27 protein-coding genes and 1 pseudogene are annotated in these 26444 nt (G+C 66.3%); 19 read left to right on the forward strand and 9 right to left on the reverse strand.

The window, feature by feature from the left end; genetic code table 11:
• From HMPREF2924_RS17900 to HMPREF2924_RS17910, 3 genes and pseudogenes are all read left to right on the forward strand, one after another.
• Window positions 1-231: pseudogene (locus HMPREF2924_RS17900) on the forward strand (cytochrome C oxidase Cbb3); the annotation flags it as partial.
• A gap of 2 nt (window positions 232-233) precedes the next feature.
• Entirely contained in the window at window positions 234-455 is a 222-nt protein-coding gene (locus tag HMPREF2924_RS17905; RefSeq protein ID WP_003132747.1) for a hypothetical protein, read from the forward strand.
• Window positions 456-546: 91 nt separating this feature from the next.
• Entirely contained in the window at window positions 547-1704 is a 1158-nt protein-coding gene (locus HMPREF2924_RS17910; RefSeq protein WP_003132748.1) for a CBS domain-containing protein, read from the forward strand.
• Here HMPREF2924_RS17910 and HMPREF2924_RS17915 read toward each other — a convergent pair.
• Window positions 1692-2555, reverse strand: coding sequence for a LysR family transcriptional regulator (locus tag HMPREF2924_RS17915; RefSeq protein ID WP_003108721.1), 864 nt, complete (start codon window positions 2553-2555; stop codon window positions 1692-1694). The two genes, HMPREF2924_RS17910 and HMPREF2924_RS17915, sit on opposite strands and share 13 nt — an antisense overlap.
• Before the next feature lie 284 nt (window positions 2556-2839).
• On the opposite strand from HMPREF2924_RS17915, the gene HMPREF2924_RS17920 reads away from it, so the two are divergent.
• On the forward strand, window positions 2840-3115 hold the full coding sequence (locus HMPREF2924_RS17920) for a hypothetical protein (protein WP_003098204.1): 276 nt from the start codon (window positions 2840-2842) through the stop codon (window positions 3113-3115).
• A 48-nt stretch (window positions 3116-3163) separates the two neighbouring features.
• Here the strand turns inward: HMPREF2924_RS17920 and HMPREF2924_RS17925 are convergent, their stop codons facing one another.
• Window positions 3164-4369, reverse strand: a complete 1206-nt coding sequence (locus tag HMPREF2924_RS17925) for a GGDEF domain-containing protein (RefSeq protein WP_003132751.1) — start codon at window positions 4367-4369, stop codon at window positions 3164-3166.
• 248 nt (window positions 4370-4617) lie between these two features.
• On the opposite strand from HMPREF2924_RS17925, the gene HMPREF2924_RS17930 reads away from it, so the two are divergent.
• Genes HMPREF2924_RS17930 through HMPREF2924_RS17940 form a run of 3 tightly spaced genes read left to right on the forward strand, consistent with a single transcriptional unit; the run spans window position 4618 to window position 7061 of the window.
• Complete coding sequence (locus HMPREF2924_RS17930) at window positions 4618-5622, forward strand: GlxA family transcriptional regulator (protein ID WP_003088040.1); 1005 nt, start codon at window positions 4618-4620, stop codon at window positions 5620-5622.
• Between the two features lie 22 nt (window positions 5623-5644).
• Complete coding sequence (locus tag HMPREF2924_RS17935) at window positions 5645-5887, forward strand: DUF1272 domain-containing protein (protein ID WP_003088038.1); 243 nt, start codon at window positions 5645-5647, stop codon at window positions 5885-5887.
• 4 nt (window positions 5888-5891) lie between these two features.
• A complete protein-coding gene (locus HMPREF2924_RS17940; protein WP_003132754.1) occupies window positions 5892-7061 on the forward strand; it encodes an MFS transporter in 1170 nt (389 codons plus the stop codon).
• 58 nt (window positions 7062-7119) lie between these two features.
• Here HMPREF2924_RS17940 and nfuA read toward each other — a convergent pair whose 3' ends face one another.
• Both nfuA and HMPREF2924_RS17950 read right to left on the reverse strand, forming a co-directional pair.
• Entirely contained in the window at window positions 7120-7704 is a 585-nt protein-coding gene (gene nfuA, locus HMPREF2924_RS17945) for a Fe-S biogenesis protein NfuA (RefSeq protein WP_003088034.1), read from the reverse strand.
• A gap of 122 nt (window positions 7705-7826) precedes the next feature.
• Window positions 7827-10115: a fatty acid cis/trans isomerase gene (locus HMPREF2924_RS17950; protein ID WP_003132756.1), complete on the reverse strand. Its 2289-nt coding sequence runs from the start codon at window positions 10113-10115 to the stop codon at window positions 7827-7829.
• A gap of 361 nt (window positions 10116-10476) precedes the next feature.
• Between HMPREF2924_RS17950 and tsi1 the strand changes: the two genes are divergently transcribed.
• The 4 genes from tsi1 (at window position 10477) to HMPREF2924_RS17970 (ending at window position 15857) form a co-directional block, all read left to right on the forward strand.
• Window positions 10477-10995 carry a type IV secretion system immunity protein Tsi1 gene (tsi1, locus tag HMPREF2924_RS17955; RefSeq protein WP_003132761.1) on the forward strand — a complete coding sequence of 173 codons (519 nt, stop codon included), beginning with the start codon at window positions 10477-10479 and terminating at the stop codon, window positions 10993-10995.
• Between the two features lie 41 nt (window positions 10996-11036).
• Window positions 11037-11501, forward strand: coding sequence for a type VI secretion system effector peptidoglycanhydrolase Tse1 (gene tse1 / locus HMPREF2924_RS17960; RefSeq protein WP_003088027.1), 465 nt, complete (start codon window positions 11037-11039; stop codon window positions 11499-11501).
• A 274-nt stretch (window positions 11502-11775) separates the two neighbouring features.
• Entirely contained in the window at window positions 11776-15480 is a 3705-nt protein-coding gene (gene metH, locus HMPREF2924_RS17965) for a methionine synthase (RefSeq protein ID WP_003113602.1), read from the forward strand.
• Between the two features lie 14 nt (window positions 15481-15494).
• Window positions 15495-15857 (forward strand): YggL 50S ribosome-binding family protein, encoded by a 363-nt coding sequence (locus tag HMPREF2924_RS17970; protein ID WP_003108731.1) that lies wholly within the window; start codon window positions 15495-15497, stop codon window positions 15855-15857.
• A gap of 51 nt (window positions 15858-15908) precedes the next feature.
• Here HMPREF2924_RS17970 and HMPREF2924_RS17975 read toward each other — a convergent pair whose 3' ends face one another.
• Window positions 15909-16406 (reverse strand): prolyl-tRNA synthetase associated domain-containing protein, encoded by a 498-nt coding sequence (locus HMPREF2924_RS17975; RefSeq protein WP_003122823.1) that lies wholly within the window; start codon window positions 16404-16406, stop codon window positions 15909-15911.
• 13 nt (window positions 16407-16419) lie between these two features.
• On the reverse strand, window positions 16420-16782 hold the full coding sequence (locus HMPREF2924_RS17980) for a DUF1883 domain-containing protein (protein ID WP_003122824.1): 363 nt from the start codon (window positions 16780-16782) through the stop codon (window positions 16420-16422).
• Window positions 16783-16819: 37 nt separating this feature from the next.
• On the opposite strand from HMPREF2924_RS17980, the gene HMPREF2924_RS17985 reads away from it, so the two are divergent.
• The 4 genes from HMPREF2924_RS17985 to HMPREF2924_RS18005 all read left to right on the forward strand — a co-directional run bounded on the left by HMPREF2924_RS17985 (window position 16820) and on the right by HMPREF2924_RS18005 (window position 20702).
• A complete protein-coding gene (locus HMPREF2924_RS17985; protein ID WP_003132762.1) occupies window positions 16820-17860 on the forward strand; it encodes an RNA methyltransferase in 1041 nt (346 codons plus the stop codon).
• A gap of 64 nt (window positions 17861-17924) precedes the next feature.
• On the forward strand, window positions 17925-18152 hold the full coding sequence (locus tag HMPREF2924_RS17990) for a DUF2970 domain-containing protein (RefSeq protein WP_003088007.1): 228 nt from the start codon (window positions 17925-17927) through the stop codon (window positions 18150-18152).
• A gap of 410 nt (window positions 18153-18562) precedes the next feature.
• Window positions 18563-20221, forward strand: a complete 1659-nt coding sequence (locus tag HMPREF2924_RS18000; protein ID WP_009876262.1) for a nitrite/sulfite reductase — start codon at window positions 18563-18565, stop codon at window positions 20219-20221.
• The gene (locus tag HMPREF2924_RS18005) at window positions 20205-20702 is read left to right on the forward strand and encodes a DUF934 domain-containing protein (protein ID WP_003088003.1); all 498 of its coding nucleotides are present in this window, start codon (window positions 20205-20207) and stop codon (window positions 20700-20702) included. The genes HMPREF2924_RS18000 and HMPREF2924_RS18005 overlap by 17 nt, the downstream gene beginning before the upstream one ends.
• Window positions 20703-20766: 64 nt before the next feature.
• On the opposite strand, the gene HMPREF2924_RS18010 is transcribed toward HMPREF2924_RS18005, so the two are convergent.
• Window positions 20767-21348, reverse strand: a complete 582-nt coding sequence (locus tag HMPREF2924_RS18010) for a TetR/AcrR family transcriptional regulator (RefSeq protein ID WP_003098179.1) — start codon at window positions 21346-21348, stop codon at window positions 20767-20769.
• A gap of 122 nt (window positions 21349-21470) precedes the next feature.
• Between HMPREF2924_RS18010 and HMPREF2924_RS18015 the strand changes: the two genes are divergently transcribed.
• Window positions 21471-21908 carry a hotdog fold domain-containing protein gene (locus HMPREF2924_RS18015; protein ID WP_003098177.1) on the forward strand — a complete coding sequence of 146 codons (438 nt, stop codon included), beginning with the start codon at window positions 21471-21473 and terminating at the stop codon, window positions 21906-21908.
• A gap of 94 nt (window positions 21909-22002) precedes the next feature.
• Entirely contained in the window at window positions 22003-22878 is an 876-nt protein-coding gene (locus tag HMPREF2924_RS18020; RefSeq protein WP_003087999.1) for an alpha/beta hydrolase family protein, read from the forward strand.
• Here HMPREF2924_RS18020 and HMPREF2924_RS18025 read toward each other — a convergent pair.
• Both HMPREF2924_RS18025 and sohB read right to left on the reverse strand, forming a co-directional pair.
• Window positions 22865-23857 carry a YhdH/YhfP family quinone oxidoreductase gene (locus HMPREF2924_RS18025; protein WP_003087998.1) on the reverse strand — a complete coding sequence of 331 codons (993 nt, stop codon included), beginning with the start codon at window positions 23855-23857 and terminating at the stop codon, window positions 22865-22867. The two genes, HMPREF2924_RS18020 and HMPREF2924_RS18025, sit on opposite strands and share 14 nt — an antisense overlap.
• 58 nt (window positions 23858-23915) lie before the next feature.
• Complete coding sequence (gene sohB / locus HMPREF2924_RS18030; RefSeq protein WP_003087997.1) at window positions 23916-24941, reverse strand: protease SohB; 1026 nt, start codon at window positions 24939-24941, stop codon at window positions 23916-23918.
• Between the two features lie 233 nt (window positions 24942-25174).
• On the opposite strand from sohB, the gene HMPREF2924_RS18035 reads away from it, so the two are divergent.
• Together HMPREF2924_RS18035 and HMPREF2924_RS18040 are read left to right on the forward strand one after the other, a co-directional pair.
• Window positions 25175-25885 carry a histidine phosphatase family protein gene (locus tag HMPREF2924_RS18035; RefSeq protein ID WP_003087996.1) on the forward strand — a complete coding sequence of 237 codons (711 nt, stop codon included), beginning with the start codon at window positions 25175-25177 and terminating at the stop codon, window positions 25883-25885.
• Window positions 25886-25945: 60 nt separating this feature from the next.
• Window positions 25946-26260 carry an SCP2 sterol-binding domain-containing protein gene (locus HMPREF2924_RS18040; protein WP_003087993.1) on the forward strand — a complete coding sequence of 105 codons (315 nt, stop codon included), beginning with the start codon at window positions 25946-25948 and terminating at the stop codon, window positions 26258-26260.
• The last annotated feature ends 184 nt before the right edge of the window (window positions 26261-26444 follow it).

Genomic DNA, 26444 nt, shown 5'->3' on the forward strand with positions numbered 1-26444 from the left:
GTCAACGGCATCACCCAGGGCCTGATGTGGCGGGCGATCAACGAGGACGGCACGCTCACCTACTCGTTCGTCGAGGCGCTGGCGGCCAGCCATCCGGGCTACGTGGTGCGCCTGCTCGGCGGCGCCACCTTCGCCAGCGGCATGCTGCTGATGGCCTACAACACCTGGCGGACCCTGCGCAGCGCGCAGGAGCAGCGGCAGCCGGTCCTGGCGGCCGGCCAGGGGGCCTGAACATGCTGTTGTCCCTGCTGTGCCTCCCCACCCTGGTGCTCGGCCTCGCGCTCAGCCTCGCCGGCAGTACCCGCGAGGAACGCGAGCAGGCCGCCCTGCTGCCGTTCGCCGACGATCCCGAGGCCGCCCGCCGGGTCGCCCGGGATACCGGCAAGATCTGCCGGCAGGTGGTCCGCCCCCTCGAGGAATCCCGCGAGGCCGCCGGCCCGCCGTTCCTCGCCTGAACCGACTCCATCATCCAGGGATGGATGCCTCCAGCACGAAAGTGCCTTACGGGGCCGGCAACGGCCCCTTTCTTTCGCTTCGAAGAGTTCCATGAACGACTCCCCCAGCACCGCCGTACGCACCTGGCTGAAAGGCTTCCGCCCCCTGACCCTGAACGCTCGACCGCGCGACTGCCTGCGCGCCGGACTCGGTACCTGCATCGGCGCGCTCGCCGCGGTATTCGCCTGCCAGGCGTTGTTCGGCAGCGAACTGGCGCTGCGCCTGGCAGCGCCGCTCGGCGCATCCGCCGTACTACTGTTCGCCCTCGCCTCCAGCCCCCTGGCGCAACCTTGGTCGATGCTCGGCGGCAACCTGGTCGCCGCCCTGGCCGGCGGCCTCAGCGCCTACTGGTTCGGGCACGAACTGGCCCCGGCCCTGGTCGGCATGGCCCTCGGCATGCTGCTGATGTTCGCCCTGCGCTGCCTGCATCCGCCGAGCTGCGCGCTGGCCCTGAGCGTGGCCCTCAACCCGTCCCTGAGCGAAGTCGGCATCGACGTGGTCTGGCCGATCCTGCTCTCCACCCTGGTGCTGATCGGCTGCGCGCTGCTCTACAACAACCTGATGCGCTCTCCCTACCCGCGGCCCTACCAGCCGCCGCGGGCCAATCTCCATGGCACCCGCGACCTGGCGCCGAGCGCGCGGACGGACTTCTCCGCCCGGGACCTGGACCAGGCGCTGCAGGACTTCGGCGAATACGTCGACATCACCCGCGACGACCTCGAGCGACTGATCCACCACACCGAGCGCTACGCCTTGCGCCGGCGCATGGGCGAGCTGACCGCGGCACGGATCATGTCCCGCGACGTGCAGACCGCCAGCACCGAGACCTTCATCGACGACGCCTGGAAGCAGTTGCAGGAACACCGCCTGAAGGCCCTGCCGGTGCTCGACGAGCATCGGCGGCTGGCCGGCATCGTCACCCAGAGCGACCTGCTCAAGCACTTCCGCCCCGACGGCAGCCCGTTCAAGCGCCTGCGCTTCCTGCGCGGGACCAAGCTGAAGACGATCATGACCACCCCGGTGGTCTGCGTACAGGCCGACACCCACGCCGTCGAGCTGGTCTCGCTGCTATCCGACGAAGGCCTGCACTGCCTGCCGGTGCTCAACGAAGCCGGCTACCTGGTCGGCATCGTCAGCCAGACCGACCTGATCGCCGCGCTCTACCGCAACTGGCTGCAGCACCTGGGCCAGGCCGATCAGATCACGTAGTCCCAGCGCTGCGACCAGTCGCTGTCCTCGCGGACCACTTCGCGCAACAACTGGAACGCATGGCGCAGGGTCGGCGACAGGCGCTCGCGGGAGTACACCAGGTAGGTCGGGTAGGCGAACTCCGGCGCCTGCTCGACCCGTTGCAGGGTGCCGCCATCCAGGTAGCTGCTCACCACCCGGGTGCGGAAATAGCCGCTACCGCCGTTCTGCATGATGTACTGCAGGGCCAGCGGCCCGAGGTTGCAGGCCAGCGCGGCCTTGGCCCGGTCCGGCAGCGCGGCATCGTGCTGGCTGCGGAAATCCGGGCCCCAGTCGACATAGAGATAAGGCTCCGCGGATACCACGGAACGCACCATCACCAGCTTTTCCTCCAGCAACTGCTCGACCTGCAGCCCTGGCCAGTATTCCGGCTGGTAGACCAGCGCGGCGTCCAGCGCGCCCTGCTCCAGTTGCTTGAGCAGGTCGGCGCCCTGGCCGATCTCGACCCGCACGGCGTGGCCGGGAATCGCCTCGCGCAGGCGCCGCATCCAGTTCAGCAGCAACGGATTGCACAGGCTGACCTCGCCACCGAGGTTGAGCAGGTTGCGGAAGCCGTCCGGCAGCGGCAGGTCGCGTCGCGCCGCATCCCAGGTCTGCACCAGTTGGCTGGCGTAGCCGAGGAAGTGCTCGCCGTCGGCGGTCAGGCGCGCGCCCGCGCGGTTGCGCACGAACAGCCGGCAGCCGAGTTGCCCTTCGAGGTTCTGGATGCGCGCGGTGACGGCCGTCTGGGTCAGGTGCAGGCGTTCCGCGGCAGCGACGAAGCTACCGCTGCGGGCGATCTCCAGGAAGGTACGGGCGAGGTCGATATCCATGCGAAGCGGTCCGCTGCCACAGGTGGGCCGCCATTCTAGGCTGTGCAGGCGCGGGCGGCGAGCGCAAGGCGGCCTGGCCGCCCTCCTGGAAATCTGCGACAAAACACCGCGCCTAACCGCTTCGGCACGCCTAAACCCTTCGAAAAAGCGACAACCTGTTGCACAAACGCGCCACGCCGTGACTTTTTCGCTTTCGAAAGCATCAGTTAGCGTGACCGAACACGGTGGAGCCGGGAAGCGCCACCCATGTTCCACACAGACATGAACGAGAGAGACCGACTCCCATGAACGCTACGCTCCGTTTCAACGAGGCTTTGCTGATCACCGGGCGCGCCTTCCAGCCATACCAGTGCGTTGCCTGGTCCGAGCTAGGCAGTGACGGCGGCCTGAGCCTGTCCGTAGTCGATCGCACCGGCACCCGCCTGCTGGGCCGTGCACGCATTCCGAGCTCCGCCTACTCCGATCCGGAGCAGCTTGCCGGCCTGCTGCAACAGGCACGCGAAGAACTCAGCCACAACGGCTACAACCTGCAGGACTGGAGTATGCCCAGCCAAGGCTGAGCCGCTCCATACGACGAAAGGCGCCCACGGGCGCCTTTTTCGTTTCCTCTATTCGAGGCGGTCGTGCTGCCGGAACGCCACGCGCACCGCGTTGCGCCCTGCATCCTTGGCCTCGTAGAGCGCACGATCGGCCTCGCGATAGAGCGCGTCCAGGCCCATGCCGGAGGTCGAATAGGCCACCCCCAGGCTGATGGTCAGGCAGGGGCCGGCGCTGGAGCCCAGGTGCTCGATGCCCAGCGCCTCCACCGCCTGCCGCAGGCGCTCGGCGATGGCCAGGGTGTTGCCCTCCTCGCTGTCGTAGAGCAACACGGCGAACTCCTCCCCGCCCAGGCGCGCGGCGATATCCAGCGGCCGCCGCGCGCCCTGCCGGAGCACGACGCCAAGCTGGCGCAGGGCGGCATCGCCGGCCGGATGCCCGTAGTGGTCGTTGTAGGCCTTGAAGTCGTCGACATCCACCAGGATCAGCGCCACCCCCTTTTCCTCGCGGGCGCCCTGCTCCAGGGCCCGCTGGGCGAGCAGCTCGTAGTAGCGCCGGTTGACCAGGCCGGTGAGGCTGTCCTGTTCGGCCATCATGCCCAGCAGCCGCCGGCCGAGGAACTGCTCGCGCTGGGCGTAGTCCTGCAGGTACAGGGCGAACGAACAGATCAGGACCACCAGGCCGTTGTAGAGCGTATTCAGCAGGTTGGTACGCAGGTTCTCTTCGCCGCCGAAGAGCAGGAATACCGCCAGGTTCAGGGCCAGGCACAGCAACGCCAGGCGCACGCAGGCCCAGAACGCCAGGCCGAGCGGGAAGAACACCGCGAGGATGCCCAGGGTCGCGCCCAACTGGGTGAAGCGCGGCACCCCATGCCACTCGAACAGCACGTCGCAGGCCAGCACCGCCAGGTTGATCAGCAGCAGGCAGTAGGGCGCGATGGCATCGCCGACCTTGCGCAGGCTGGGCAGGAAGGCCGCCGGCCAGACCACCAGCAGCAGGCCGATCATTCCCAGGCGCACGCCCAGCAGTTGCTCGAACAGGTTGGGATGCAGGCGGATGTCCACCATCAACCAGTCGGCCACGATGAACAGCGTCCAGATCAGGAACGCCACCCCGATGGCAGCACGCCGCTGCATCAGCGAGTTCCAGCTGAGAAACTCGCGAAACTCGTTTTCCAGCTCCTTTTCGAACCGCAACCAACGAAAACCGTTGCGCAACTGGCGCGCATACGGATTATCCGGCAGACCAGCCTGTACCAGGCCGTCGCGTGCAAGCATGCTGACTCCCCTACCTCGGACCGAACGCTGGAACAGGCCTGGACGACAATACCCTGGCGCCTCTACAGCGATGAGTCAAAAAGCCATCACCCGTTACCAGACAATAGGGCATGCGGCGTGCCGAGGCGATACCAGCCATCGGCGCAGCGGGACGCCCCGGCGAGCGAATGGCAAGATCCGTGGGCCAACTGGCATTGCGGCCAGGTCCGAAGGACGCCAGACTGCCGCCATCGCCATGAGGTCATGCCATGCCCGAACCACGCCTGATTGCCTGCCTGATCTATCCCGACGTGATGAGCCTGGACGTGACCGGACCGCTGCAGGTATTCGCCTCGGCCAACGTCGAACGCCAGCGCCAGGGTCTGCCGCCTTTCTACCGGATACAGGTGCTCGGCGAGCGTAGCGAAGCGGTGCCCAGTTCCGCGGGCATCCGCATCTGCGCCGACCTCGCCTGGCGCGACTGTCCGCCGGAAAGCCTGGACACCCTGTTGGTGCCCGGCGGCCTCGGTGTCGAGGCGCAGACCCGCAACGCCGACCTGCTCGCCTGGCTGAAAGCCGCCGAACCGCGCATACGGCGGCTCGGCTCGGTGTGTTCGGGAGCGCTGATCCTGGCCGCCGCCGGGGTTCTCGACGGGCACCCAGCGACCACCCACTGGGCCGACGTGGCGACGCTGCGCCAGGGGTTTCCCGGCGTCCATGTGCAAGGCGACCGCCTGCACACCTACGACCCGCAGTGCCGCGACGGCGACGCCCACATCTTCACCTCGGCCGGCGTCACGGCGGGAATCGACCTGGCCCTGGCGCTGGTCGAGGCCGACCTCGGCCGCAGCCTGGCGCTCAGCGTCGCGCGACGCCTGGTGATGTTCCTCAAGCGTCCTGGCGGCCAGGCCCAGTTCAGCGCCTGGCTGACCCCGGAACCGAGCCGCACCCCGCGCCTGGCCGCGCTGCTGGAGTGGATTCCCGCCAACCTCGCCGGCGACCTGTCCCTGGAAGCCCTCGCCGACCGGGCCTGCATGAGCCCGCGTACGCTGTCCCGGGTATTTCTCCAGGAACTGGGCGTGGCGCCCGGTCGCTACGTCGAGCGGGTTCGCCTGGAGGCCGCGCGCGCCCTGCTGCAGGACGCCCAGGCATCGATCGCCACGGTGTCCCGGCTGTGCGGCTTCGGCCATCCGGAAAACCTCCGGCGGACGTTCCACAAGCATCTTTCGGTCAGCCCCCAGGAATACGCCGAACGCTTCGGCATGCTGGCCTGACGCTCCCACCGAGGACCTTCCCATGCTGGAACTGCGCCCCAACTGCGAGTGCTGCGACCGCGACCTGCCCGGCGACAGCGGCGACGCGCTGATCTGCACCTTCGAGTGCACCTTCTGCCGCGATTGCGCGACGACCCGCCTGGGCGGCCAATGCCCGAACTGCGGCGGCGAACTGCTGGCCCGGCCAAGGCGTCCGCGGGATGCGCTGGTCCGTCAGCCCGCCTCCAGCCGGCGCGTCGTCAGGCCCGGCGGTTGTCCGGAGTGACGCCATGCTGCTACGCAACCCGACCCTGCTCCTGCTGTTCTGCGGCCAGGCCCTGTACTGGTCCTGTTCGCTGATCGGCATAACCCTGACCGCGCTGGTCGGCGTCCAGCTGGCGCCGTTGAACAGCCTGGCCACCCTGCCCCTGGCCCTGCTGGTGCTGGGCAACCTGCTGGCGGTGCAGCCGTTGTCGCACTTCATGCAGCGCCACGGCCGACGTCCCGGGCTGATGCTCGGCGCCGGCGGCGGCGTGCTCGGCGGCCTGGTCTGCGCCGCCGGTGTCTGGACTGGCGATTTCCTCTGGTTCTGTCTCGGCGCGCTGGGCATCGGGGTCTACCAGGCCTCGGCCATGTACTACCGGTTCGCCGCGCTGGAGGCGGTGGATGCCGGGCGGAAAGGTCGCGCCAGCGCCTACGTGCTCGCCGGCGGAGTACTCGCCGCGCTGCTGGCGCCGAGCCTGGCGCTGTGGTCGCGCAACGCGCTGGCCCAGCCCTTCGTCGGCGCCTATCTGCTGATCGCCGTGCTGGCCCTCGCCGGCCTGCTGCTGATGGCCCTGCTCCGCGAAGGCCAGGCGCCACGCCCGGCACGGCTCGCCTGGCGCGACATAGGCGGCCTGTTGCGGCGGCCGGTGGTCCGCGCGGCCATCGCCTGCACCGCGACGGGACACGGGTTGATGATCCTGATCATGAACGCCACGCCGCTGGCCATGAGCTTCTGCGGCCTGCCGCTGGAACAGTCGAGTCGGGTCATCCAGTGGCACGTGCTGGGAATGTTCCTTCCGGCGTTCTTCGCCGGAGCGCTGGTCGACCGCATCGGCAACCGTCGCGTCGCCCTGCTCGGCGCGTTCCTGCTCGCCGCAAGTGCCGGCATCGCCCTGGGTGGACAGTCGGTCATGCATTTTCTGCTCAGTTCGCTGGCCCTGGGCAGCGGCTGGAACCTGATGCTCATCGCCGGCACCACCCTGCTCGGCGAGGGCCACGCCGAAAGCGAGCGCGGCGCCGCGCAAGGATTGATGGAGCAAGGCAACAGCCTGGTGGCGGCGCTGATGTCGTTCGGCTCCGGCGCCCTGATCACCAGCCTTGGCTGGAACGCGGTGAACCTGCTGGTCTGGCCGGCGCTGCTGGTGGCGCTGGCACTGCTCTGGCCGGTACGGCGAACGCGGACGCTGTCGCGCTGAAACGCCGGCAACGAAAAAGGCGACCTTGCGGTCGCCTCTTCTGCTTTACGGAAACGCCTCAGTAGTAGGCGTTCTCCTTGTTGCTGTGGTCGGTCACGTCGCGCACGCCCTTCAGTTCGGGAATACGCTCGATCAGGGTCTTCTCGACGCCATCCTTGAGGGTCATGTCGACCATCCCGCAGCCCTGGCAACCACCGCCGAAACGCAACACGGCGATGTTGTCCTCGACCACGTCGACCAGGCTCACCTGTCCGCCGTGGCTGGCCAGGCCGGGATTGATCTCGGTCTGCAGGTAGTAGTTGATGCGTTCGGTGATCGGGCTGTCCTCATTGACCATCGGCACCTTGGCGTTCGGCGCCTTGATGGTCAGCTGGCCGCCCATGCGGTCGGTGGCGTAGTCCACCACCGCGTCTTCGAGGAAGGGCTCGCTGACCGCATCGATCCAGGCAGTGAAGTCCTTCAGGGCGATGGCGGTGTCCTCGACCTTTTCCTCGCCCGGCTTACAGTAGGCGATGCAGGTTTCCGCGTACTGGGTACCCGGCTGGGTGATGAAGATACGAATGCCGATACCCGGGGTGCTCTGCTTCTCCAGCAACTCGGCCAGATACGCTTGGGCAGCTTCGGTAATGGTGATGGCGCTCATGGCAACTCCTCGCAAATATGCCGACAGTTTACGCCAATCGGTACTTGCGGATAAAGCCCTAGTAAATTAGTAGGAATAATTCGCGATAACCGACCCACCCCTTGCGGAGCGGGTCGCGACACTCAGAGGTTCTCGTAGCGATTCATGTCCAGCGCGCCCGCCTCGACCGGCTCGGTTTCGCGGATGTACGCCTCCAGATCGTGGAAGTAGCTCCAGAACCGCGGATTGCTGCGGCGCACGCCCCAGCGTTCGACCACCTTGTCGAAGTCCTCGCTACTCTTCGCCGCCTCCAGGGCGCCGACGAAGGCCTCGGCATCCGTCGCCGGCAGATCGAACATGAAGTTCGGATAGCTGGACAGCACGCCGGGGTAGATCGTCAGGGTGTCCAGGCCCGGCTGGTAGCGCAGCGACTCGCCGAGCATGAAGGCGACATTGCTGTGCGCGCGGTTGCGCAGCACGGTATAGACCTCGCGCTTGCCGCTGGACGTACGTATCCGCAGCATGGTCGCCTCGGGGAAGCGCTCGATGACCTTGAGGCCGGCCGCCGGCCGGCTGACCAGGCGACTGAAGGCCTGCTCGGCGTCCTGCAGTTCGCGGTCGATGCCCGGTCGATAGCAGTTGCCGTCCAGGCAGCGGTTGATCGGGTCGGGGCGCGCATTGAGGTCGCCGTAGCGACGCAGCAGTTCTTCGGCGAAGGCCTTCTTCGGCTGCTTCTCCGGCAATCCCAGCGCGCTCGGCGTGTCATCGTCGAAGGCCTGGTAGTCCATCCACATCTTCAGCTTGCCGCTGTTCTGGTACCAGTCGTCAAGCAACGGCTGGCGCGCGTCGACCGGCATCAGGCGGAGGAAGTTCTGCTCGGCGCCGTTGCGGATCAGGTCGAAGTACAGACGCGTCTGCGCCTGGTGCGAGACGTTGCCGAAGACATCGAAGTTCACCACCAGCCCGTAGTAGGTTCGCTCGAACAGCGGGTAGTCCATCAGCCACAGGGTCTGCGGTACCTCGCCAAGCAGGCCCTTGCGCACCGAGGCGCTGTCGAACTGGCGGAAGATGCTCAGCAGGGCGTTGTCGTTGCCGTGCCAGATCGTGTTCCAGGTCGGCGGCGGCGCGTCGGCGTAGACGTCCTGGCGCAGGTCTTCGTACTCGTTGCGCTTGTCCCGGTAGGCGCTCCACAGGCCGAGCAGGTTCTTCAGCTCGTCGATCTGCCCCGGCAAGGCCAGCAGCGGCTCGCTCTGCGCGCGGAAGTTGGCGTCGGTGACGAACAGGTCCTGCTCGGGGTCCTGGAATACCACCCAGAAGTTGTCGCGGATCACGTCGGTGGCGATCTGTCCACGGCACACCGGCCCGCGGATGAAGGTACGGGTGAAGTACTCGGCGTTGTCCAGCATGAACTGGTAGCGCGCCCGTGGCGGGATCGCGGCGAAGGTGACGAACGGGTTGGCGCGGCTCTGCACGCCGTAGCCGGGAACCTTGTCGGTGTTCCACTGGGTGCCGAAGAACAGCTCCTGGACGCGTTCCAGCTTCTTCGCCGTCAGCGGATAGGTGATGTGCGTCTTGTGGACGATCACGCCCTGGATCGGCCAGAGGCGGTAATAGAAGCTGTTGCCCGGATCGTCGTTGGGACGCCGGGTCGGGATCGGGTCGATCGGCTGGCCGCTGGGCGTGCGTGAACGCACCAGCTGGAAGAAGTGGGCGGGCGCGCCCTGTTCCGGGAAATACAGGTGCGCCAGGAACAGGTGCTCGTAGAGCCAGCGCGAGACCAGGCTCTGCTTGGCCCCAGGCTGGTTGAGGAAACGCTCCCAGCTGGCCACCTGGCGCGCCTCGGCGGCGGTCGGCCGCAACGGCTGCTGGTCGACCGGGGCGCCCGCGGCCAGCCACTTCTGCAAAGTGGCGTATTCGTCGTCGCTCAGCCCGGCCACCGCGAAAGGCATGCCGGAACCTGGGTTCTTGCGGATGAACGCATCGATGCTGGCCGGCGTCGGGCACTGGTTGGCGCGGTTGATCGAAATGTCCAGGCCTTCGGGGATCTTCGCATTCGGCTGCAACGGCTGGCTGTGGCCAAGCTCGAGCATCCGCGCCATCAGTGCGGCCTGGCCGTCCTGCGGTTCGAGCACCGACCAGAAGTCCTTGCGCCGCCAGGCGTCGGCACCGTGCGCATCGAGGTACAGGCGGGTGGTTTCCTGCGCCTTGGTCCGCGTGCCGTCGTAGACCGGCAGTTGGTTGGCGCCGCGCTGCGCGCCCTCGGCGCTGCTCAGGTTGAGCTGGCAGGGCGAATCGTAGCAGGCGTGGCAGGCGACGCACTTGGCGGTAAAGATCGGCTGGACGTCACGGCTATAGGAAATTTCAGCAGCGGAAACAGACTGGATAAAAGACGACAAAACGAAGGCCAACCCAACCAACGGTCTTGGCAACATGAACCACTCCTCACTCGGCGACGGGCGATTCTAGCAAACCCGCCTCTCTGCGCCGCACTTTCACAACGGCGGGCGAACTCGCCCCGGGCCTGAGCCGCCATTTCGCCAGCATTCCACCGGCTTCGGCCGCCACGTATGCTAGCCGGGCTCCCAGGCCCGCCCTGGCGATCAAGGACGATGACTTCGAGGAAACAGGGATATGTTTCGACTCGCCGCGCCCCATCCGCGCCCGTTCGCGTGCGCCCCACGTCCCCTCTTCGCCGCTTTCCGCCTGCTGTCGCCAGGCGGCGCTTCCGTTCGCGCCCGGCGCGGCCTGGTCCATCCTTTCGCCGCCCTGGCGGCCCAACGGAGAACCCGCCCCATGAAACTGCTCGCCGGCAGCTTCGCCGCTCTCTTCCTGAGCCTTTCGGCCCAGGCGGCGGACTGTACTTTCACCCAGCTGGAAATCGTGCCCCAGTTCGGCTCGCCGAACATGTTCGGCGGCGAGGACGAACACGTCCGCGTGATGTTCAGCAACGAGGATCCCAACGACGACAACCCCGATGCCTTTCCCGAACCGCCGGTCTACCTGGCCGACCGCGACAGCGGCAACGATTGCCGCATAGAGGACGGCGGCATCTGGTCGCGCGGCGGCGTGTTCCTGAGCCAGGACGGCCGACGCGTGCTGATGCATGAATTCAGCGGCTCCAGCGCCGAGCTGGTGTCCTACGACAGCGCCACCTGCAAGGTGGTGCACCGCGAGGACATCTCCGGCCAGCGCTGGGCGGTGGACAAGGACGGGCTGCGCCTGGGTGAGAAATGCTCGGGCGAATCCGTCGACAGCTGCGCGAAGATCGTGAAGCGTTCGCTCGCGCCGTTCTGCCAGACCGCAAAGAAATGATCCGGGCCGGAGCGCCCCTTATCGACACGCATAGGTGATACATGGACAGTCTCGATCAATGCATCGTCAACGCCTGCAAGAACAGCTGGGACAAGAGCTACCTGGCCGGCACCCCGAACAAGGACAACTGTTCCGGCTTCGTCCAGTCGGTGGCCGCCGAGCTGGGCGTACCGATGCCCCGCGGCAACGCCAACGCCATGGTCGACGGCCTGGAGCAGAGCTGGACCAAGCTCGCCTCCGGCGCCGAGGCCGCGCAGAAGGCGGCCCAGGGCTTCCTGGTGATCGCCGGCCTGAAGGGCCGCACCTACGGGCACGTCGCGGTGGTCATCAGCGGTCCGCTGTATCGGCAGAAGTACCCGATGTGCTGGTGCGGCAGCATCGCCGGCGCGGTCGGCCAGAGCCAGGGCCTGAAGTCGGTCGGCCAGGTATGGAATCGCACCGACCGCGACCGCCTCAACTACTACGTCTACTCCCTGGCCAGTTGCAGCCTGCCCAGGGCCAGTTGATTCAGGCCGTGCTGCGAATGAGCCAGACTCATTCGCAGCACGATTCCCCACGAGCATCCCGACTCCACTCGCCCGCCCCTTCGCCACCCGCCTGCGCACTCCGACCTCCGCATTCCGCCCGTATGCTGCGACAAAACGGCGCCTGCGGCTTTTCCGGCCCGCGGATGAACATCTTTCAACTTGAATGAAATTCATGGTCCAGCCACCCCCGGTCGGAAAGCCCCTGCCTTTGTTATGCTTTTCACCTTTCCGCCCACTGACGCCAGGTCCATCCATGTCCAGCCCGCTCACCGATCGCAGCGCCCGCCTGCAAGCCCTCCAGCACGCCCTCAGGGAACGTATCCTGATCCTCGATGGCGGCATGGGCACCATGATCCAGAGCTACAAGCTGGAAGAGGCCGACTACCGCGGCGAGCGCTTCGCCGACTGGCCGAGCGACGTGAAAGGCAACAACGACCTCTTGCTGCTGAGCCGCCCGGACGTGATCCAGGCCATCGAGAAGGCCTACCTCGACGCCGGCGCCGACATCCTCGAGACCAATACCTTCAACGCCACCCAGGTGTCCCAGGCCGACTACGGCATGCAGTCGCTGGCCTACGAACTCAACGTCGAAGGGGCGCGCCTGGCTCGCCAGGTGGCGGACGCGAAGACCGCCGAGACCCCGGACAAGCCGCGCTTCGTCGCCGGCGTGCTCGGCCCGACCAGCCGCACCTGCTCGATTTCCCCGGACGTGAACAACCCCGGCTACCGCAACGTCACCTTCGACGAACTGGTGGAGAACTACGTCGAGGCGACCCGCGGCCTGATCGAAGGCGGCGCCGACCTGATCCTGATCGAGACCATCTTCGACACCCTCAACGCCAAGGCGGCGATCTTCGCCGTCCAGGGCGTGTTCGAGGAACTCGGCGTGGAGCTGCCGATCATGATCTCCGGGACCATCACCGACGCCTCCGGCCGCACCCTGTCGGGCCAGACCACCGAGGCCTTCTGGAACTCGGTGCGGCATGCCCGGCCGATCTCGGTAGGCCTGAACTGCGCCCTCGGCGCCAAGGAATTGCGGCCGTACATCGAGGAACTGTCGACCAAGGCCGACACCCATGTCTCGGCCCACCCCAACGCCGGCCTGCCGAACGCCTTCGGCGAATACGACGAATCGCCGGCGGAAATGGCCGTGGTGGTCGAGGAATTCGCCGCCGCCGGCTTCCTCAATATCGTCGGCGGCTGCTGCGGCACCACCCCGGCGCACATCGAGGCGATCGCCAAGGCGGTGGCCAAGTACCCGCCGCGGGCCATCCCGGAGATTCCCCGGGCCTGCCGCCTGTCCGGCCTGGAGCCGTTCACCATCGACCGCAGCTCGCTGTTCGTCAACGTCGGCGAGCGCACCAACATCACCGGCTCGGCCAAGTTCGCCCGGCTGATCCGCGAGGAAAACTACGCGGAAGCCCTCGAGGTCGCCCAGCAGCAGGTGGAAGCCGGCGCCCAGGTGATCGACATCAACATGGACGAAGGCATGCTGGACTCGAAGGCGGCCATGGTCACCTTCCTCAACCTGATCGCCTCCGAGCCCGACATCTCGCGCGTGCCGATCATGATCGACTCCTCCAAGTGGGAAGTGATCGAGGCCGGCCTGAAGTGCATCCAGGGCAAGGGCATCGTCAACTCGATCTCGATGAAGGAAGGCGTCGAGGCCTTCAAGCACCATGCCCGCCTGTGCAAGCGCTACGGCGCCGCGGTGGTGGTGATGGCCTTCGACGAGGACGGCCAGGCCGACACCCAGGCGCGCAAGGAAGAAATCTGCAAGCGCTCCTACGACATCCTGGTCGACGAAGTCGGCTTCCCACCGGAAGACATCATCTTCGATGCGAACATCTTCGCCATCGCCACCGGCATCGAGGAACACAACAACTACGCGGTCGATTTCATCAACGCCTGCGCCTACATCCGCGACAACCTCCCCTACGCCCTCAGCTCGGGCGGGGTGTCCAACGTGTCCTTCTCGTTCCGCGGCAACAACCCGGTACGCGAGGCGATCCACTCGGTGTTCCTCTACTACGCGATCCGCAACGGCCTGACCATGGGCATCGTCAACGCCGGCCAGCTGGAAATCTACGACGAGATTCCGAAAGCGCTGCGCGACCGGGTCGAGGACGTGGTGCTCAACCGCACGCCCGAGGCCACCGAGGCCCTGCTGGCGATCGCCGACGACTACAAGGGCGGCGGCGCGGTCAAGGAGGCCGAGGACGAGGAATGGCGCAGCTACAGCGTCGAGAAGCGCCTCGAGCATGCGCTGGTCAAGGGCATCACCACCTGGATCGTCGAGGACACCGAGGAATGCCGCCAGCAGTGCGCGCGCCCCATCGAGGTCATCGAAGGTCCGCTGATGTCCGGGATGAACGTGGTCGGCGACCTGTTCGGCGCCGGCAAGATGTTCCTCCCGCAGGTGGTCAAGTCCGCGCGAGTGATGAAGCAGGCGGTAGCCCACCTGATTCCCTTCATCGAGGCGGAGAAAGGCGACAAGCCGGAAGCCAAGGGCAAGATCCTGATGGCCACGGTGAAGGGCGACGTGCACGACATCGGCAAGAACATCGTCGGCGTGGTGCTCGGCTGCAACGGCTATGACGTGGTCGACCTCGGCGTGATGGTGCCGGCGGAGAAGATCCTGCAGACCGCCATCGCCGAGAAATGCGACATCATCGGCCTGTCCGGCCTGATCACGCCGTCGCTGGACGAGATGGTCCACGTCGCCAAGGAAATGCAGCGGCAGAATTTCCAGTTGCCGCTGATGATCGGCGGCGCCACCACCTCGAAGGCGCATACCGCGGTGAAGATCGATCCGCAGTACAGCAACGACGCGGTGGTCTACGTCACCGACGCCTCGCGCGCGGTAGGCGTGGCCACCAGCCTGCTGTCCAAGGAGCTGAAGGCCGACTACGTGGCCCGCACCCGCGCCGACTACGCGGTGGTCCGCGAACGCACGGCCAACCGCAGCGCCCGCACCGAGCGGCTGAGCTACGAACAGGCGATCGCCAACAAGCCGGCGTTCGACTGGGCCGGCTACCAGGCGCCGACGCCTTCCTTCACGGGCGTCAGGGTGCTCGACGAGATCGACCTCGCGGTGCTCGCCGAGTACATCGACTGGACGCCGTTCTTCATTTCCTGGGACCTGGCCGGCAAGTACCCGCGCATCCTCACCGACGAGGTGGTCGGCGAGGCCGCCACCTCGTTGTTCAACGACGCCCAGGCGATGCTGAAGAAGCTGATCGACGAGAAGCTGATCAAGGCCCGCGCGGTGTTCGGCTTCTGGCCGGCCAACCAGGTCGAGCACGACGACCTGGAGGTCTACGGCGCCGATGGCGAGACCCTCGCCACCCTGCACCACCTGCGGCAGCAGACGATCAAGCCGGACGGCAAGCCGAACCTGTCGCTGGCCGATTTCGTCGCGCCGAAGGAAAGCGGCGTGCGCGACTACATCGGCGGCTTCATCACCACCGCCGGGATCGGCGCCGAGGAAGTGGCCAAGGCGTACGAAGCCAAGGGCGACGACTACAACAGCATCATGGTCAAGGCGCTCGCCGACCGCCTCGCCGAAGCCTGCGCCGAGTGGCTGCACGAGCGGGTGCGCAAGGAGTACTGGGGCTACGCCCGCGACGAGCACCTCGACAACGAGGCCTTGATCAAGGAGCAATACGTCGGCATCCGCCCGGCACCGGGCTACCCGGCCTGCCCCGACCATACCGAGAAAGGCACCCTGTTCGAACTGCTCGATCCGCAGGGCCTGTCCGGCGTCAGCCTGACCGAGCACTACGCGATGTTCCCCGCCGCGGCGGTCAGCGGTTGGTATTTCGCCCACCCGCAGGCGCAGTACTTCGCGGTCGGCAAGATCGACAAGGACCAGGTGGAACGCTACAGCCAGCGCAAGGGCCAGGAAGCCAGCGTCAGCGAGCGCTGGCTGGCGCCGAACCTTGGCTACGATGACTGACCAGGAAGGCGACGATGAAATTCCTCACTCCCGAGCAGATGGAAAAGCCGCGCAAGCGCCGCCTGCGCAAGAAACTGCGCCTGGGCGAGTTCCAGGAGTTCGGCTTCAGCTTCGAACTGACCTACGACCGCAGCGCCCTCTCCCACGACGATGCGCTGGACCATCTGATCGACTTCGTCGAGGCCCAGGGCTGGGTGTTCGGCGGCGGAGGCTCGCCGGAACAGGCGGAGATCAGCGGCTACCTGTGCCTGGCGCGGGTCGGCAGCCTGGACGAAGCGGACCGGGAAAGCGCCCGCCTGTGGCTGGAAGCCCAACCCTGGTGCAAGACCTTCGAGGTCGGCCCGTTGAGCGACTGCTGGCACAACTTCTTCGAGTGAAACCGGCGCCGGCATGACCTGGCCTGGCGCCAGCAGGCGCGAAGCTGCGACCTACACCCGGATCAGGCGCGGTTCATGCCCCGTGTGGGCGAGAAAGGCCAGCAGGTCTGCGTAGCGGATGCACTCGGTGGCGGTATTCACCAACGGGTGGAAACCGAGCAACTGGTCCTGGCGAATGGCATCGTCGAGCAACACCTCGACCCTGTGCTGCGGATCGTTGACCAGCGCGAAAGGCGTCACGCAGCCCAGTTCGACGCCGAGGTATTCGCGCAGGCGCTCGACCGAGGCGAACGACAGGCGGCTTTCGCCGATCTGTTCGGCGATGCCCGGCAGGTCGGCCTCCTTGCGCTCGTCGAGCAGCACCAGGTAGTGGCGAGTACCCTTGCGGTTGCGCAGGAACAGGTTCTTGATGCCCTGGTCGGGCAATTCGATGCCCTGCGCGTAATATTCCTCGATGGAGGCGATCGCCGGATGCTCGACCCGCTGGCTGTCGATGGCCAGCTCGCGGAGCAACGCCAGAAGCGCCTGCTCGTCCATTTTCGCACTCATGGGACGCGCGCCCTCAGGTGAACTGCGAACCGGAACGGCGCACGAACTTGATCGACCACTTGAAGTTCGGCTTGCGCGTCACGCTGATCGGGCGCCGGGTCACGGTATCGATGGTGATGTTCCAGAACCCGGTGCTGGGCACCTTGATCTTCGCCGGGAAGCGGTCGAAGGCGCCGCCATGGTAGCTATGCCGCCCGCCATTCTTGAAACTGCGGAAATTGGCGTCGTTCATCAGGCGGATATTGCATTGCTGCGAGCACTCGATGACCACGATGTCGTCTTCGTTGAGGTGTTCGCGCTGGTGGACGAATTTCATGGAACGGTTCCGTTGCTGCGGTGGAGCGGAGCGCAACGATAGCACGTCGGCGCCGGCCATACCGCCTCATGACGGGCAATGGTAGGATGCGCGCCCCATGCGTAGCCAAGACCTCCACCAGCGCCTCGCCGATCTCGGCGCCAAGCCCCTGCATCGCGGGAGGATCGTCCGCGCCTGGCTGCAGGGCCGCGCCCTCGATGCCTGCACCGCCCGCCAGCGGGCCGAGGACTTCCTGCCGCTGGGCGTACGCCATGGTCTGCCCCAGGTAGCCGCGGAACTGGAAGGCATCGCCCGCCTGCACAGCGAGCATCCGGCGAGCGACGGCTCGTCGCGCCTGCTGGTAGAACTGGCCGACCGGCAGATGGTGGAAAGCGTGCTGCTGCCGCGCGGTGGGCTGTGCGTCTCGACCCAGGTCGGCTGCGCGGTCGGCTGCGTGTTCTGCATGACCGGCCGCAGCGGCCTGCTGCGCCAGGTCGGCAGCCTGGAGATGGTCGCCCAGGTGGTCCTGGCGCGGCGTCGGCGAGCGGTGAAGAAAGTGGTGTTCATGGGCATGGGCGAGCCGGCGCACAACCTCGACAACGTCCTCGAAGCCATCGACCTGCTCGGCACCGATGGCGGCATCGGCCACAAGAACCTGGTGTTCTCCACCGTCGGCGATCCCCGCGTGTTCGAGCGCCTGCCCCGGCAACGGGTGAAGCCCGCCCTCGCCCTGTCCCTGCACAGCACCCGCGCCGAACTGCGCCGGCAACTGTTGCCCAAGGCGCCGCCGCTGAGCCCGGAAGAACTGGTGGAAGCCGGCGAGGCCTACGCCCGCCGGGTCGACTATCCGATCCAGTACCAATGGACCCTGCTCGAAGGGATCAACGACAGCCTGGAGGAAATGGACGGCATCCTGCGCCTGCTCAAGGGCCGCTTCGCGGTGATGAACCTGATCCCCTACAACAGCATGGACGGCGACGCCTACCGGCGCCCGAGCGGGGAGCGGATCGTCGAGCTGGTGCGCTACCTGCACAGCCGCGGCGTGCTGACCAAGGTGCGCAACTCGGCCGGCCAGGACATCGACGGCGGCTGCGGGCAACTGCGCGCCAGGGCCACGCAGGGCACGGCGGAACGGCGCATCCCCGCCCGCCAGGCCTGAAGCCACCCTCCTCCCGCCAAGGGTCTAGACTCTCAGGGCAGGTATGGAAAAGGGAGGACCACCGATGGGTATCGAGACGGAAGAACCGAACCAGAAGCCGCCGACCTTCTGGCAGATGCTGCACAGCGTGATGGCTGCCGCCTTCGGCGTACAGAGCGGGCGAAACCGCGCCCGCGACTTCAGCCACGGCAAGCCCGTGCACTTCATCATGCTGGGCCTGCTCTTCACCCTGGTGTTCGTGCTGTTGCTGGCCGGGATCGTGAAACTGGTGCTGAGCCTCAGCGGCCTGTGACCTCTGCGCCGCCGAGGCGGGCTTTCACTGGTGGCTGACCCAGAACACCGCGGTAGCCACCACCAGCAGGATCAGGACGAAGGCCGCGCGGGCGTCGACCACGCTGTCGCGGTTTTCCTGGGTTTTGCTCGGCTCGCTCATGACTCCCCCTGTTTCTTGTGGGTATCGGGACGAAGACATCGAAAGGCACCCTCCAGTTAAGACCAGCGCCGCCCATCGCTCAAGAAAGGCGCCGTTGCGAAGCGGTTATGCTTACCTGGCGACTTAGTCTTTTTGGTTCTTACCATATACTCAAACATCACTTTTACGCATAAATATGAACTGGTATCGTGCGCCCACTCCGCGTGGAGCGCGTAGCCGTGCGCGCTGGTTAACGCAGTAAGCCGCATAGCCTGACAGCAGGAATATTCATGTACGTATACGACGAGTACGACCAACGGATCGTCGAGGACCGCGTCAAGCAGTTCCGCGACCAGACCCGCCGTTACCTGGCGGGTGAATTGACCGGTGAGGAGTTCCGCCCGCTGCGCCTGCAGAACGGTCTCTACATCCAGCGCTATGCCCCGATGCTGCGCATCGCCGTTCCCTATGGCCTGCTCTCCTCGCGCCAACTGCGCAAGCTGGCGCAGATCGCCCGCGACTACGACAAGGGCTACGCCCACATCAGCACCCGGCAGAACGTGCAGTTCAACTGGCCGGAGCTGGAAGACGTGCCGGAAATCCTCGCCGAACTGGCCACCGTACAGATGCACGCGATCCAGACCAGCGGCAACTGCATCCGCAACACCACCACCGACCAGTTCGCCGGCGTCGCCCGCGACGAACTGGTGGACCCGCGCCCCTGGTGCGAGATCATCCGCCAATGGTCGACCTTCCACCCCGAGTTCGCCCACCTGCCGCGCAAGTTCAAGATCGCGGTGAACGGCGCGGTGAGCGACCGTGCCGCCATCGAGGTGCACGACATCGGCCTGGAGGCGGTGAAGAACGAGGCCGGCCAGCTCGGCTTCCGCGTCTCGGTCGGCGGCGGCCTGGGCCGAACCCCCATCGTCGGCAGCTTCATCAACGAATTCCTGCCCTGGCAGCACCTGCTCGGCTACCTGGATGCCATCCTGCGCGTCTACAACCGCTATGGCCGGCGCGACAACAAGTACAAGGCGCGGATCAAGATCCTGGTCAAGGCGCTGACCCCGGAAGTCTTCGCCGAGCGCGTCGAGGCCGAATGGGCCAACCTCAAGGACGGACCGAGCACCCTCACCGAGGCGGAAGTCCAGCGCGTCGCCGCGCATTTCGTCGATCCGGCCTACAAGGCCCTCGACGACCTCGATGAATCCCTCGCCCGGCTCGACGCGGAGCACCCCGGCTTCGCCCGCTGGCGCGCACGCAACACCTTCGCCCACAAGAAGCCCGGCTACGTCGCCGTGACGCTCTCGCTGAAGCCCACCGGCACCGCGCCGGGAGACGTCACCGACAAACAGCTGGAGGCCATCGCCGATCTCGCCGACCGCTACAGCTTCGGCGAGGTGCGCAACAGCCATAACCAGAACATCATTCTCGCCGACGTCGAGCAGGGCGAACTCTTCGCCCTCTGGGGCGAACTGCGCGAACTGGGCTTCGCCACCCCCAACGTCGGCCTGCTGACCGACATCATCTGCTGCCCCGGCGGCGACTTCTGCTCCCTGGCCAACGCCAAGTCGATCCCGATCGCCGAGGCCATCCAGCGCCGCTTCGACAACCTCGACTACCTGTTCGACATCGGCGACATCGACCTGAACATCTCCGGCTGCATGAACGCCTGCGGTCATCACCATGTCGGCCACATCGGCATCCTCGGGGTCGACAAGAAAGGCGCGGAGTTCTACCAGGTCTCCCTCGGCGGCAGCTCGGCGCGCGACGCCAGCCTCGGGCAGATCCTCGGCCCGTCCTTCGCCCAGGAGCAGATGGCCGACGTGATCGACAAGATCATCCAGGTCTACGTGGAACGCCGGACCGAGGAAGAACCCTTCATCGACACCTTCCGCCGTATCGGTATCGACCCGTTCAAGGAGCGCGTATATGCAGCGAATCATTAAGGACCGCCAGGTGGTCGACGACCGCTGGCACTTGCTGCCCAAGGACGCGACCCTGGAAAGCGTGCCCAACAGCGACGACGTGATCATCCCGCTGGCCCTGTGGCTCGAGCACGGCCCGGCCCTGCGCGGCCGCGACGGCGGCCTGGGGGTCTGGCTGGACGCGGACGAGGAGCCGGAAAGCATCGCCGGCGACCTCGACAGGTTCCAGGTGATCGCGGTGAACTTCCCCGCCTTTACCGATGGCCGCGGCTTCAGCAGCGCGCGCCTGCTGCGCGAGCGCTACGGCTACAAGGGCGAGATCCGCGCGATCGGCGACGTGCTGCGCGACCAGCTGTTCTTCATGCGCCGCTGCGGCTTCGACGCCTACGCCATCCGTGCCGACCGCAGCCCGGAAGACGCCCTGGCCAGCCTGGACGACTTCAGCGAGGTCTACCAGACCTCGGTGGAGCAGCCGCTGCCGCTGTTCCGCCGCCGCGGCTGAACCCGGCCCTGACGAAAAAGCCCCGCAGCCGCGGGGCTTTTTCGTTCCCGAGGCCACGGACGCCTCAGGCCGCGCGCACGCTGTCCCAGGCCACCTGCGCCAGCAGTTCGCGACAGTCGGCCAACGCCACCCGGGTTCGCCCGGCCAGCCACTGGCGGGCAAGGTCGTGGGCCGGGCCGATCACCACCGAAGCAAAGCAGTCGTCCGGCATCTCGCGGAACAGGCCCTCGGCCCGATATCCCGCCAGCGCCGCATGGATCCGCGCGAAGTGGGCCTGGTTGTCGGCCCGCAGGCGCTCGCCCAACTCCCCCGCCTCTACCCGCCCGCGGCTGTGCAGGATGAAGCGTGCCCAGTCAGGATTCGCCACGACCCAGTCGATATAGCTGGTGACCAGCAACCTGACCGTTTCCTCGGCGCTGCGCGCCCTGGCGAAGCCGGCTTCGAGCAACGCCGCGTACTGGCCGATCCCGGCCAGGTACAGTTCGCCATGGATGCGTTCCTTGTTGCCGAAATGGTGGTAGAGGCTACCGATGCTCGCTCCGGAACGGTCGCGGATCATCTCGATGGTGGTGGCGTCTACGCCATGCTCGCTGAAGCAGGCCAGGGCGGCCTGGAGAATCTCGTCTTTGCGGGAAGAACGGCCCATGTCGGTCCTTGTCGATAATCGTCGAAACGCTGACTAGAATATTTTTCTAGAATAAATTTCTAACCTTCGTATACTGCCCCGGTGCGCACACATCTTCAATCCTGAAACGCCCGGAGTTTTCCATGAGTCAGATGATGCAGATGTACCAGCAGGTCGGCCCGGCTCAGTTCAGCGCCATGATCGGCCAGTTCGCACCCTATTTCGCCAGCATCGCCCCGCAGTTCGTCGAACTGCGTCCCGGCTATGCCGAAGTCACCTTCCCCAAGCGCCGCGAGGTGCTGAACCATATCGGCACGGTGCATGCCATCGCCCTGTGCAATGCCGCCGAACTGGCCGCCGGGACCATGACCGACGCCTCGATTCCCGCCGGCCATCGCTGGATTCCGCGCGGCATGACCGTCGAGTACCTGGCCAAGGCCACTGGCGACGTGCGCGCGGTGGCCGACGGCAGCCAGATCGACTGGCAAGCCACCGGCAACCTGGTGGTGCCGGTGGTCGCCTATGTCGACGACAAGCCGGTATTCCGCGCCGAGATCACCATGTACGTCAGCCAGGCCTGACCGCCAGGGCGCCCCGGCCGTGCTTTCGGCCGGCTGGAGGCGCCCTGGCGGCCAGCCCTATTCTCGAAGCCGCGAACAGACCACGGAGACCGGCATGAACCCTCCGCAACCACGCCTCATCGATAACGGCAACGGCCATCCGCTGGCCAGCCATTGGTACCGGCCTGCCGGGGAGCCGCGCGGCTATCTCCTGATCGTCCCGGCGATGGGCGTGGAACAGCGCTTCTACGCGCCCTTCGCCGCCTGGCTGGCAGAGCGCGGCTACCTGGCCATCACCTTCGACTACCTGGGCATGGGGCAATCGCGCAACGGCTCGCTGCGCGGTCTCGAGGTCGATGTGCTGGGTTGGGCCCGTCATGACTGCAGCGCCATGCTCGCCGCCGCGCTCGCCGAGAGCGGGAGCAAGCCCCTGTACTGGATCGGCCATAGCCTGGGCGGCCAGATCCTGCCCTTCGTCGAAGGGCGCGAGCGTATCGAGAGGGTCTTCAGCATCGCCAGCGGCAGTGGCTACTGGAAGGAAAACAGCCCGCGGTTGCGCAACAAGGTCTGGTTGTTCTGGTACCTCGTCGCGCCCCTGCTGACGCCGCTGCTCGGCTATTTTCCCGGGCGCCGCCTGGGCATGGTCGGCGACCTGCCGCGCGGGGTGATCGAACAATGGCGACGCTGGTGCCTGCATCCGCAGTACGCCCTCGCGGATGGCGAGGCTATCCGCCGCGCCTTCTCCGCCGTACGCACGCCCATCGTGTCGCTGTCGTTCACCGACGATGAAATGATGTCCCGACGCAGCATCGAGTCGCTGCTGGGCTTCTACCGCGAAGCGCCGAAAACCGCCTGGCGCATCGCTCCCGAGGAAATCGGCGCCCGCCACATCGGCCATTTCGGCTTCTTCCGGCCGCAGTTCGCCGAATCGCTCTGGGCGGGCTACCTGTTGCCGGAGCTGGGCTCCGGCAACGCCCTCAGCCGAGGTTGACCAGCACCCGGCCGACCAGCTTGCCGGCGAGGATCTGGTTGATCGCCCCCGGCAGCTCTTCGAGGGCGATCTCGCGCGCCACCTCTTCGAGGTTGTCGAGCTTCCATTGCAGCGACAGCTTGTCCCACATGGATGCCTTGACCACCAGCGGCAGCTCCACCGAGTCCACCCCGAGCAGGTTGACCCCGCGCAGGATGAACGGCAGCACCGAGGCCTTGAAGCCGGCGCCGGCGGTCAGGCCGCAGCAGGCGACGCTGCCGCCGTACTGCAACGACTTGACCACGTTGAAGAGGATGTCGCCGCCGACGGTGTCCACCGCGCCGGCCCACTGTTCCTTGAGCAACGGCTTGTCGACGCCATCGGCCACGGTGGCGCGATCGAGGATCTGCTTGGCCCCCAGGCGGTTGAGGAACTCGGCCTGCTCCAGCTTGCCGGTGGCGGCCGCCACGGTGTAGCCGAGCTTGGCCAGCAGTTCCACGGCGATACTGCCGACCCCGCCGCTGGCGCCGGTGACCAGCACCGAGCCATGGTCGGGGCGCAGGCCGCTGCGCTCCAGCTTTTCGACGCAGAGCGCCGCGGTCAGGCCGGCGGTGCCGAGGATCATCGCCTCGCGCAGGCTCAGGCCTTGCGGGCGCTTGATCACCCAGGCCGCGGGCACGCGGATGTACTGGCCGAAACCGCCGGCGGTGTTCATGCCCAGGTCGTAGCCGGTGACGATCACCTCGTCACCGGCCGCGAACTCGGCCACCGAGGACTCGGCGACCACACCGGCGGCATCGATGCCGGGGGTATGCGGGTACTTGCGGGTCACCCCGCGGTTGCCGCTGGCGGACAGCGCATCCTTGTAGTTCAGCGAGGAATACTGCACGCGGATCAGTACGTCGCCCGCCGGCAGGTCGCCGGTATCGCGCTCGACCACCTGCGTTTCGTAAACGCCGTGGGGCGCTTCCGTCACCCACAACGCCTTGAATACAGCCATTTCGACCTCCTCTCGTGAAAACCCTGAAGACAGCGTGTTCGTCCCTGTCGGCGCCGGCCTATTGCCAGAACTTCTGCTGGTTGAGCCGCCCCCACCAGGTCACCAGCACGCGGTCGATAACCACGCTGGCGGCCAGGCCGACGCGTTCCTGCAGGCTCTTGCGCTCGACGAATTGCACCTGGTAGACATCGCGCTCCCTGGCCTGCTCGGCCAGGTACTCGTCGCTGGTCTTGAGTTCGTCCACCAGCAGCTTGCCCAGTGCGGCCTGGCCCAGCCAGACCTCGCCGGTGGCGATCTCGTCCATGTTCAGTTGCGGCCGGTAGTGGGCCACGAAGTTCTTGAACAGTTCGTGGGTCACCTCCAGGTCCTCCTGGAACTTTTCCCGGCCCTTCTCGGTGTTCTCGCCGAATACCGTCAGCGTACGCTTGTATTCGCCGGCGGTAAGCACCTCGAAGTCAATATCGTGCTTCTTCAACAGCCGGTGGACGTTGGGCAACTGCGCCACCACGCCGATCGAGCCGAGGATGGCGAAGGGCGCGGAAAGGATCCGATCGCCGATGCAGGCCATCATGTAGCCGCCGCTGGCCGCCACCTTGTCGACGCACACGGTCAGCGGCACGCCGGCCTGGCGGATGCGCGCCAGTTGCGAGGCCGCCAGGCCGTAGCCATGGACCATGCCACCGCCGCTTTCCAGGCGCAGCACCACCTCGTCGTCCTTGCCCGCCATGCTCAGCACCGCAGTCACTTCGTGGCGCAGTTGCTCGGTAGCCGAGGCCTTGATGTCGCCGTCGAAATCGAGCACGTAGACCCGCGACTTCTGTTCAGGATGTTTCTTCGCCTGCTTCGCCGCCTTGCTCTCCTCCTTGCGCAAGGCCTTGAGGCTGGCCTTGTCGAGGACGCTGTGACGGACCCGCTCGCGCAGGTCCTTGTAGAAATCGTTGAGTTTCTGCACGTCGAGGTGCCCGCCTGCGCCGCGCCGGCCGCGGCCGCGCAGGGCGACGATCACCACCAGCACCACGATGATCGCCGCCAGCACGGTCACGGTCCTGGCCAGAAAGCCCGCATATTCGGCAATGAACTCCACACAACCCCCTCTCTACTGTTGACGCACCCGTCTACGGGCGACACGATTGCGCAAGCATACCCAGGCCACCGACGGGCGGCCAGCGATGCCACTGCCTGGAGAGCCTTTGCAGGGCACGCCCGGAGCAGCCGATAAAGGCAGCGAATGACATTCAAACAAGCGTATGTTTTTTCGTTGACAGCCCTGGGTGATCCTCATACCCTCGCGGAACTTTCACCCGCCGAGGTCCGCCCGTGGGCAGCATCTACCTGATTCGACATGGCCAGGCGTCGTTCGGTGCCGACGACTACGACGTGCTGTCGCCGACCGGCATCCGCCAGGCGGAAATCCTCGGCGACCACCTGCTGAACCTCGGCGTCCGTTTCGACCGCGTCCTCAGCGGCGGCTTGCGCCGCCAGCAGCACACCGCCCGCGCCGCCCTCGAACGCCTGGAGTCCTCCGGGCTGGCCACGCCGGAGCTGGAAGTCGATCCGGCGTTCAACGAATTCGAAGCCGACGCGGTGATCCGCGCGCACCTGCCGGACCTGCTCGAGGAGCAGCCGGAAGCCTTGCACATCCTTCGCCATGCGGCCGAGCATCGGGCCGAGTTCCAGCGCCTGTTCTCCACCATCATCGCGCGCTGGGTTTCCGGCAACCATGAGAAAGATGGGCTGGAAAGCTGGCAGGAATTCCTCGATAAGGTCCATGACGGTCTTCGTCGTCTGCTGGCGCAGGCCAGCGGCAAGGACAGGGTCGCCGTGTTCACCTCCGGCGGTACCATTACCGCCCTGCTCCAACTGATCGTCGGCGTTCCGCCGCTCAAGGCCTTCGAGCTGAACTGGCAGATCGTCAATACCTCGCTGACTCGCCTGAAATTCCGCGGCGAGGAAGTGTCCCTGGCTTCCTTCAACAGTCACGTGCACCTGGAACTGTTGAAGGCGCCGGAACTCATCACCTATCGATGAGCCGGCCTACCGCGACCGTTCCGGTCGCCGAAAAAACCCTAGAAGAAAGGAATAGAACCCATGACCACCGTTGCTGACATCGTCTCCACCATGAAAAGCAAGTTCAACGCCAGCGCGGCCGCCGGCCTGGATCTGGTGTTCCAGTTCAACATCGAAGACGGCGACAACCACTACCTGGTCGTCAAGGACGGTACCTGCGAAGTGGTACAGGGCGACGCCGAGAACCCCAACGTCACCCTGATCATGGACAGCGAAACCCTGAAGGGCATCACCAGCGGCGAGACCGACGGCATGCAGGCCTTCATGGCCGGCAAGCTGCGCGCCGAAGGCGACATGATGCTGGCGATGAAGCTGGGCGAACTGTTCCCGGTCTGACCGTTTCCGGCGCCATGCCAGAAGGAAAACCGGAGTCCCTCGCGGCTCCGGTTTTTTTTCGTCCGGCATTCCTCCAGGCCGACGATCAGGGACCGTGATGGAGCGGCAACACGCTTGCCCATAACGCCCGGCCGCGGCTTGTGAGGGCCGGGACAGGGCATTAGATTAGCCAATTATCGCCGGT

It is taken from the genome of Pseudomonas sp. HMSC063H08, assembly GCF_001813645.1.
GTDB lineage: Bacteria > Pseudomonadota > Gammaproteobacteria > Pseudomonadales > Pseudomonadaceae > Pseudomonas > Pseudomonas aeruginosa.

Coding starts and splice junctions, on each gene's coding strand:
- HMPREF2924_RS17905 (WP_003132747.1), top strand. CDS start 234: ATGCTGTTGTCCCTGCTGTGCCTCCCCACCCTGGTGCTCGGCCTCGCG.
- HMPREF2924_RS17910 (WP_003132748.1), top strand. CDS start 547: ATGAACGACTCCCCCAGCACCGCCGTACGCACCTGGCTGAAAGGCTTC.
- HMPREF2924_RS17915 (WP_003108721.1), bottom strand. CDS start 2,555: ATGGATATCGACCTCGCCCGTACCTTCCTGGAGATCGCCCGCAGCGGT.
- HMPREF2924_RS17920 (WP_003098204.1), top strand. CDS start 2,840: ATGAACGCTACGCTCCGTTTCAACGAGGCTTTGCTGATCACCGGGCGC.
- HMPREF2924_RS17925 (WP_003132751.1), bottom strand. CDS start 4,369: ATGCTTGCACGCGACGGCCTGGTACAGGCTGGTCTGCCGGATAATCCG.
- HMPREF2924_RS17930 (WP_003088040.1), top strand. CDS start 4,618: ATGCCCGAACCACGCCTGATTGCCTGCCTGATCTATCCCGACGTGATG.
- HMPREF2924_RS17935 (WP_003088038.1), top strand. CDS start 5,645: ATGCTGGAACTGCGCCCCAACTGCGAGTGCTGCGACCGCGACCTGCCC.
- HMPREF2924_RS17940 (WP_003132754.1), top strand. CDS start 5,892: ATGCTGCTACGCAACCCGACCCTGCTCCTGCTGTTCTGCGGCCAGGCC.
- nfuA (WP_003088034.1), bottom strand. CDS start 7,704: ATGAGCGCCATCACCATTACCGAAGCTGCCCAAGCGTATCTGGCCGAG.
- HMPREF2924_RS17950 (WP_003132756.1), bottom strand. CDS start 10,115: ATGTTGCCAAGACCGTTGGTTGGGTTGGCCTTCGTTTTGTCGTCTTTT.
- tsi1 (WP_003132761.1), top strand. CDS start 10,477: ATGAAACTGCTCGCCGGCAGCTTCGCCGCTCTCTTCCTGAGCCTTTCG.
- tse1 (WP_003088027.1), top strand. CDS start 11,037: ATGGACAGTCTCGATCAATGCATCGTCAACGCCTGCAAGAACAGCTGG.
- metH (WP_003113602.1), top strand. CDS start 11,776: ATGTCCAGCCCGCTCACCGATCGCAGCGCCCGCCTGCAAGCCCTCCAG.
- HMPREF2924_RS17970 (WP_003108731.1), top strand. CDS start 15,495: ATGAAATTCCTCACTCCCGAGCAGATGGAAAAGCCGCGCAAGCGCCGC.
- HMPREF2924_RS17975 (WP_003122823.1), bottom strand. CDS start 16,406: ATGAGTGCGAAAATGGACGAGCAGGCGCTTCTGGCGTTGCTCCGCGAG.
- HMPREF2924_RS17980 (WP_003122824.1), bottom strand. CDS start 16,782: ATGGCCGGCGCCGACGTGCTATCGTTGCGCTCCGCTCCACCGCAGCAA.
- HMPREF2924_RS17985 (WP_003132762.1), top strand. CDS start 16,820: ATGCGTAGCCAAGACCTCCACCAGCGCCTCGCCGATCTCGGCGCCAAG.
- HMPREF2924_RS17990 (WP_003088007.1), top strand. CDS start 17,925: ATGGGTATCGAGACGGAAGAACCGAACCAGAAGCCGCCGACCTTCTGG.
- HMPREF2924_RS18000 (WP_009876262.1), top strand. CDS start 18,563: ATGTACGTATACGACGAGTACGACCAACGGATCGTCGAGGACCGCGTC.
- HMPREF2924_RS18005 (WP_003088003.1), top strand. CDS start 20,205: ATGCAGCGAATCATTAAGGACCGCCAGGTGGTCGACGACCGCTGGCAC.
- HMPREF2924_RS18010 (WP_003098179.1), bottom strand. CDS start 21,348: ATGGGCCGTTCTTCCCGCAAAGACGAGATTCTCCAGGCCGCCCTGGCC.
- HMPREF2924_RS18015 (WP_003098177.1), top strand. CDS start 21,471: ATGAGTCAGATGATGCAGATGTACCAGCAGGTCGGCCCGGCTCAGTTC.
- HMPREF2924_RS18020 (WP_003087999.1), top strand. CDS start 22,003: ATGAACCCTCCGCAACCACGCCTCATCGATAACGGCAACGGCCATCCG.
- HMPREF2924_RS18025 (WP_003087998.1), bottom strand. CDS start 23,857: ATGGCTGTATTCAAGGCGTTGTGGGTGACGGAAGCGCCCCACGGCGTT.
- HMPREF2924_RS18040 (WP_003087993.1), top strand. CDS start 25,946: ATGACCACCGTTGCTGACATCGTCTCCACCATGAAAAGCAAGTTCAAC.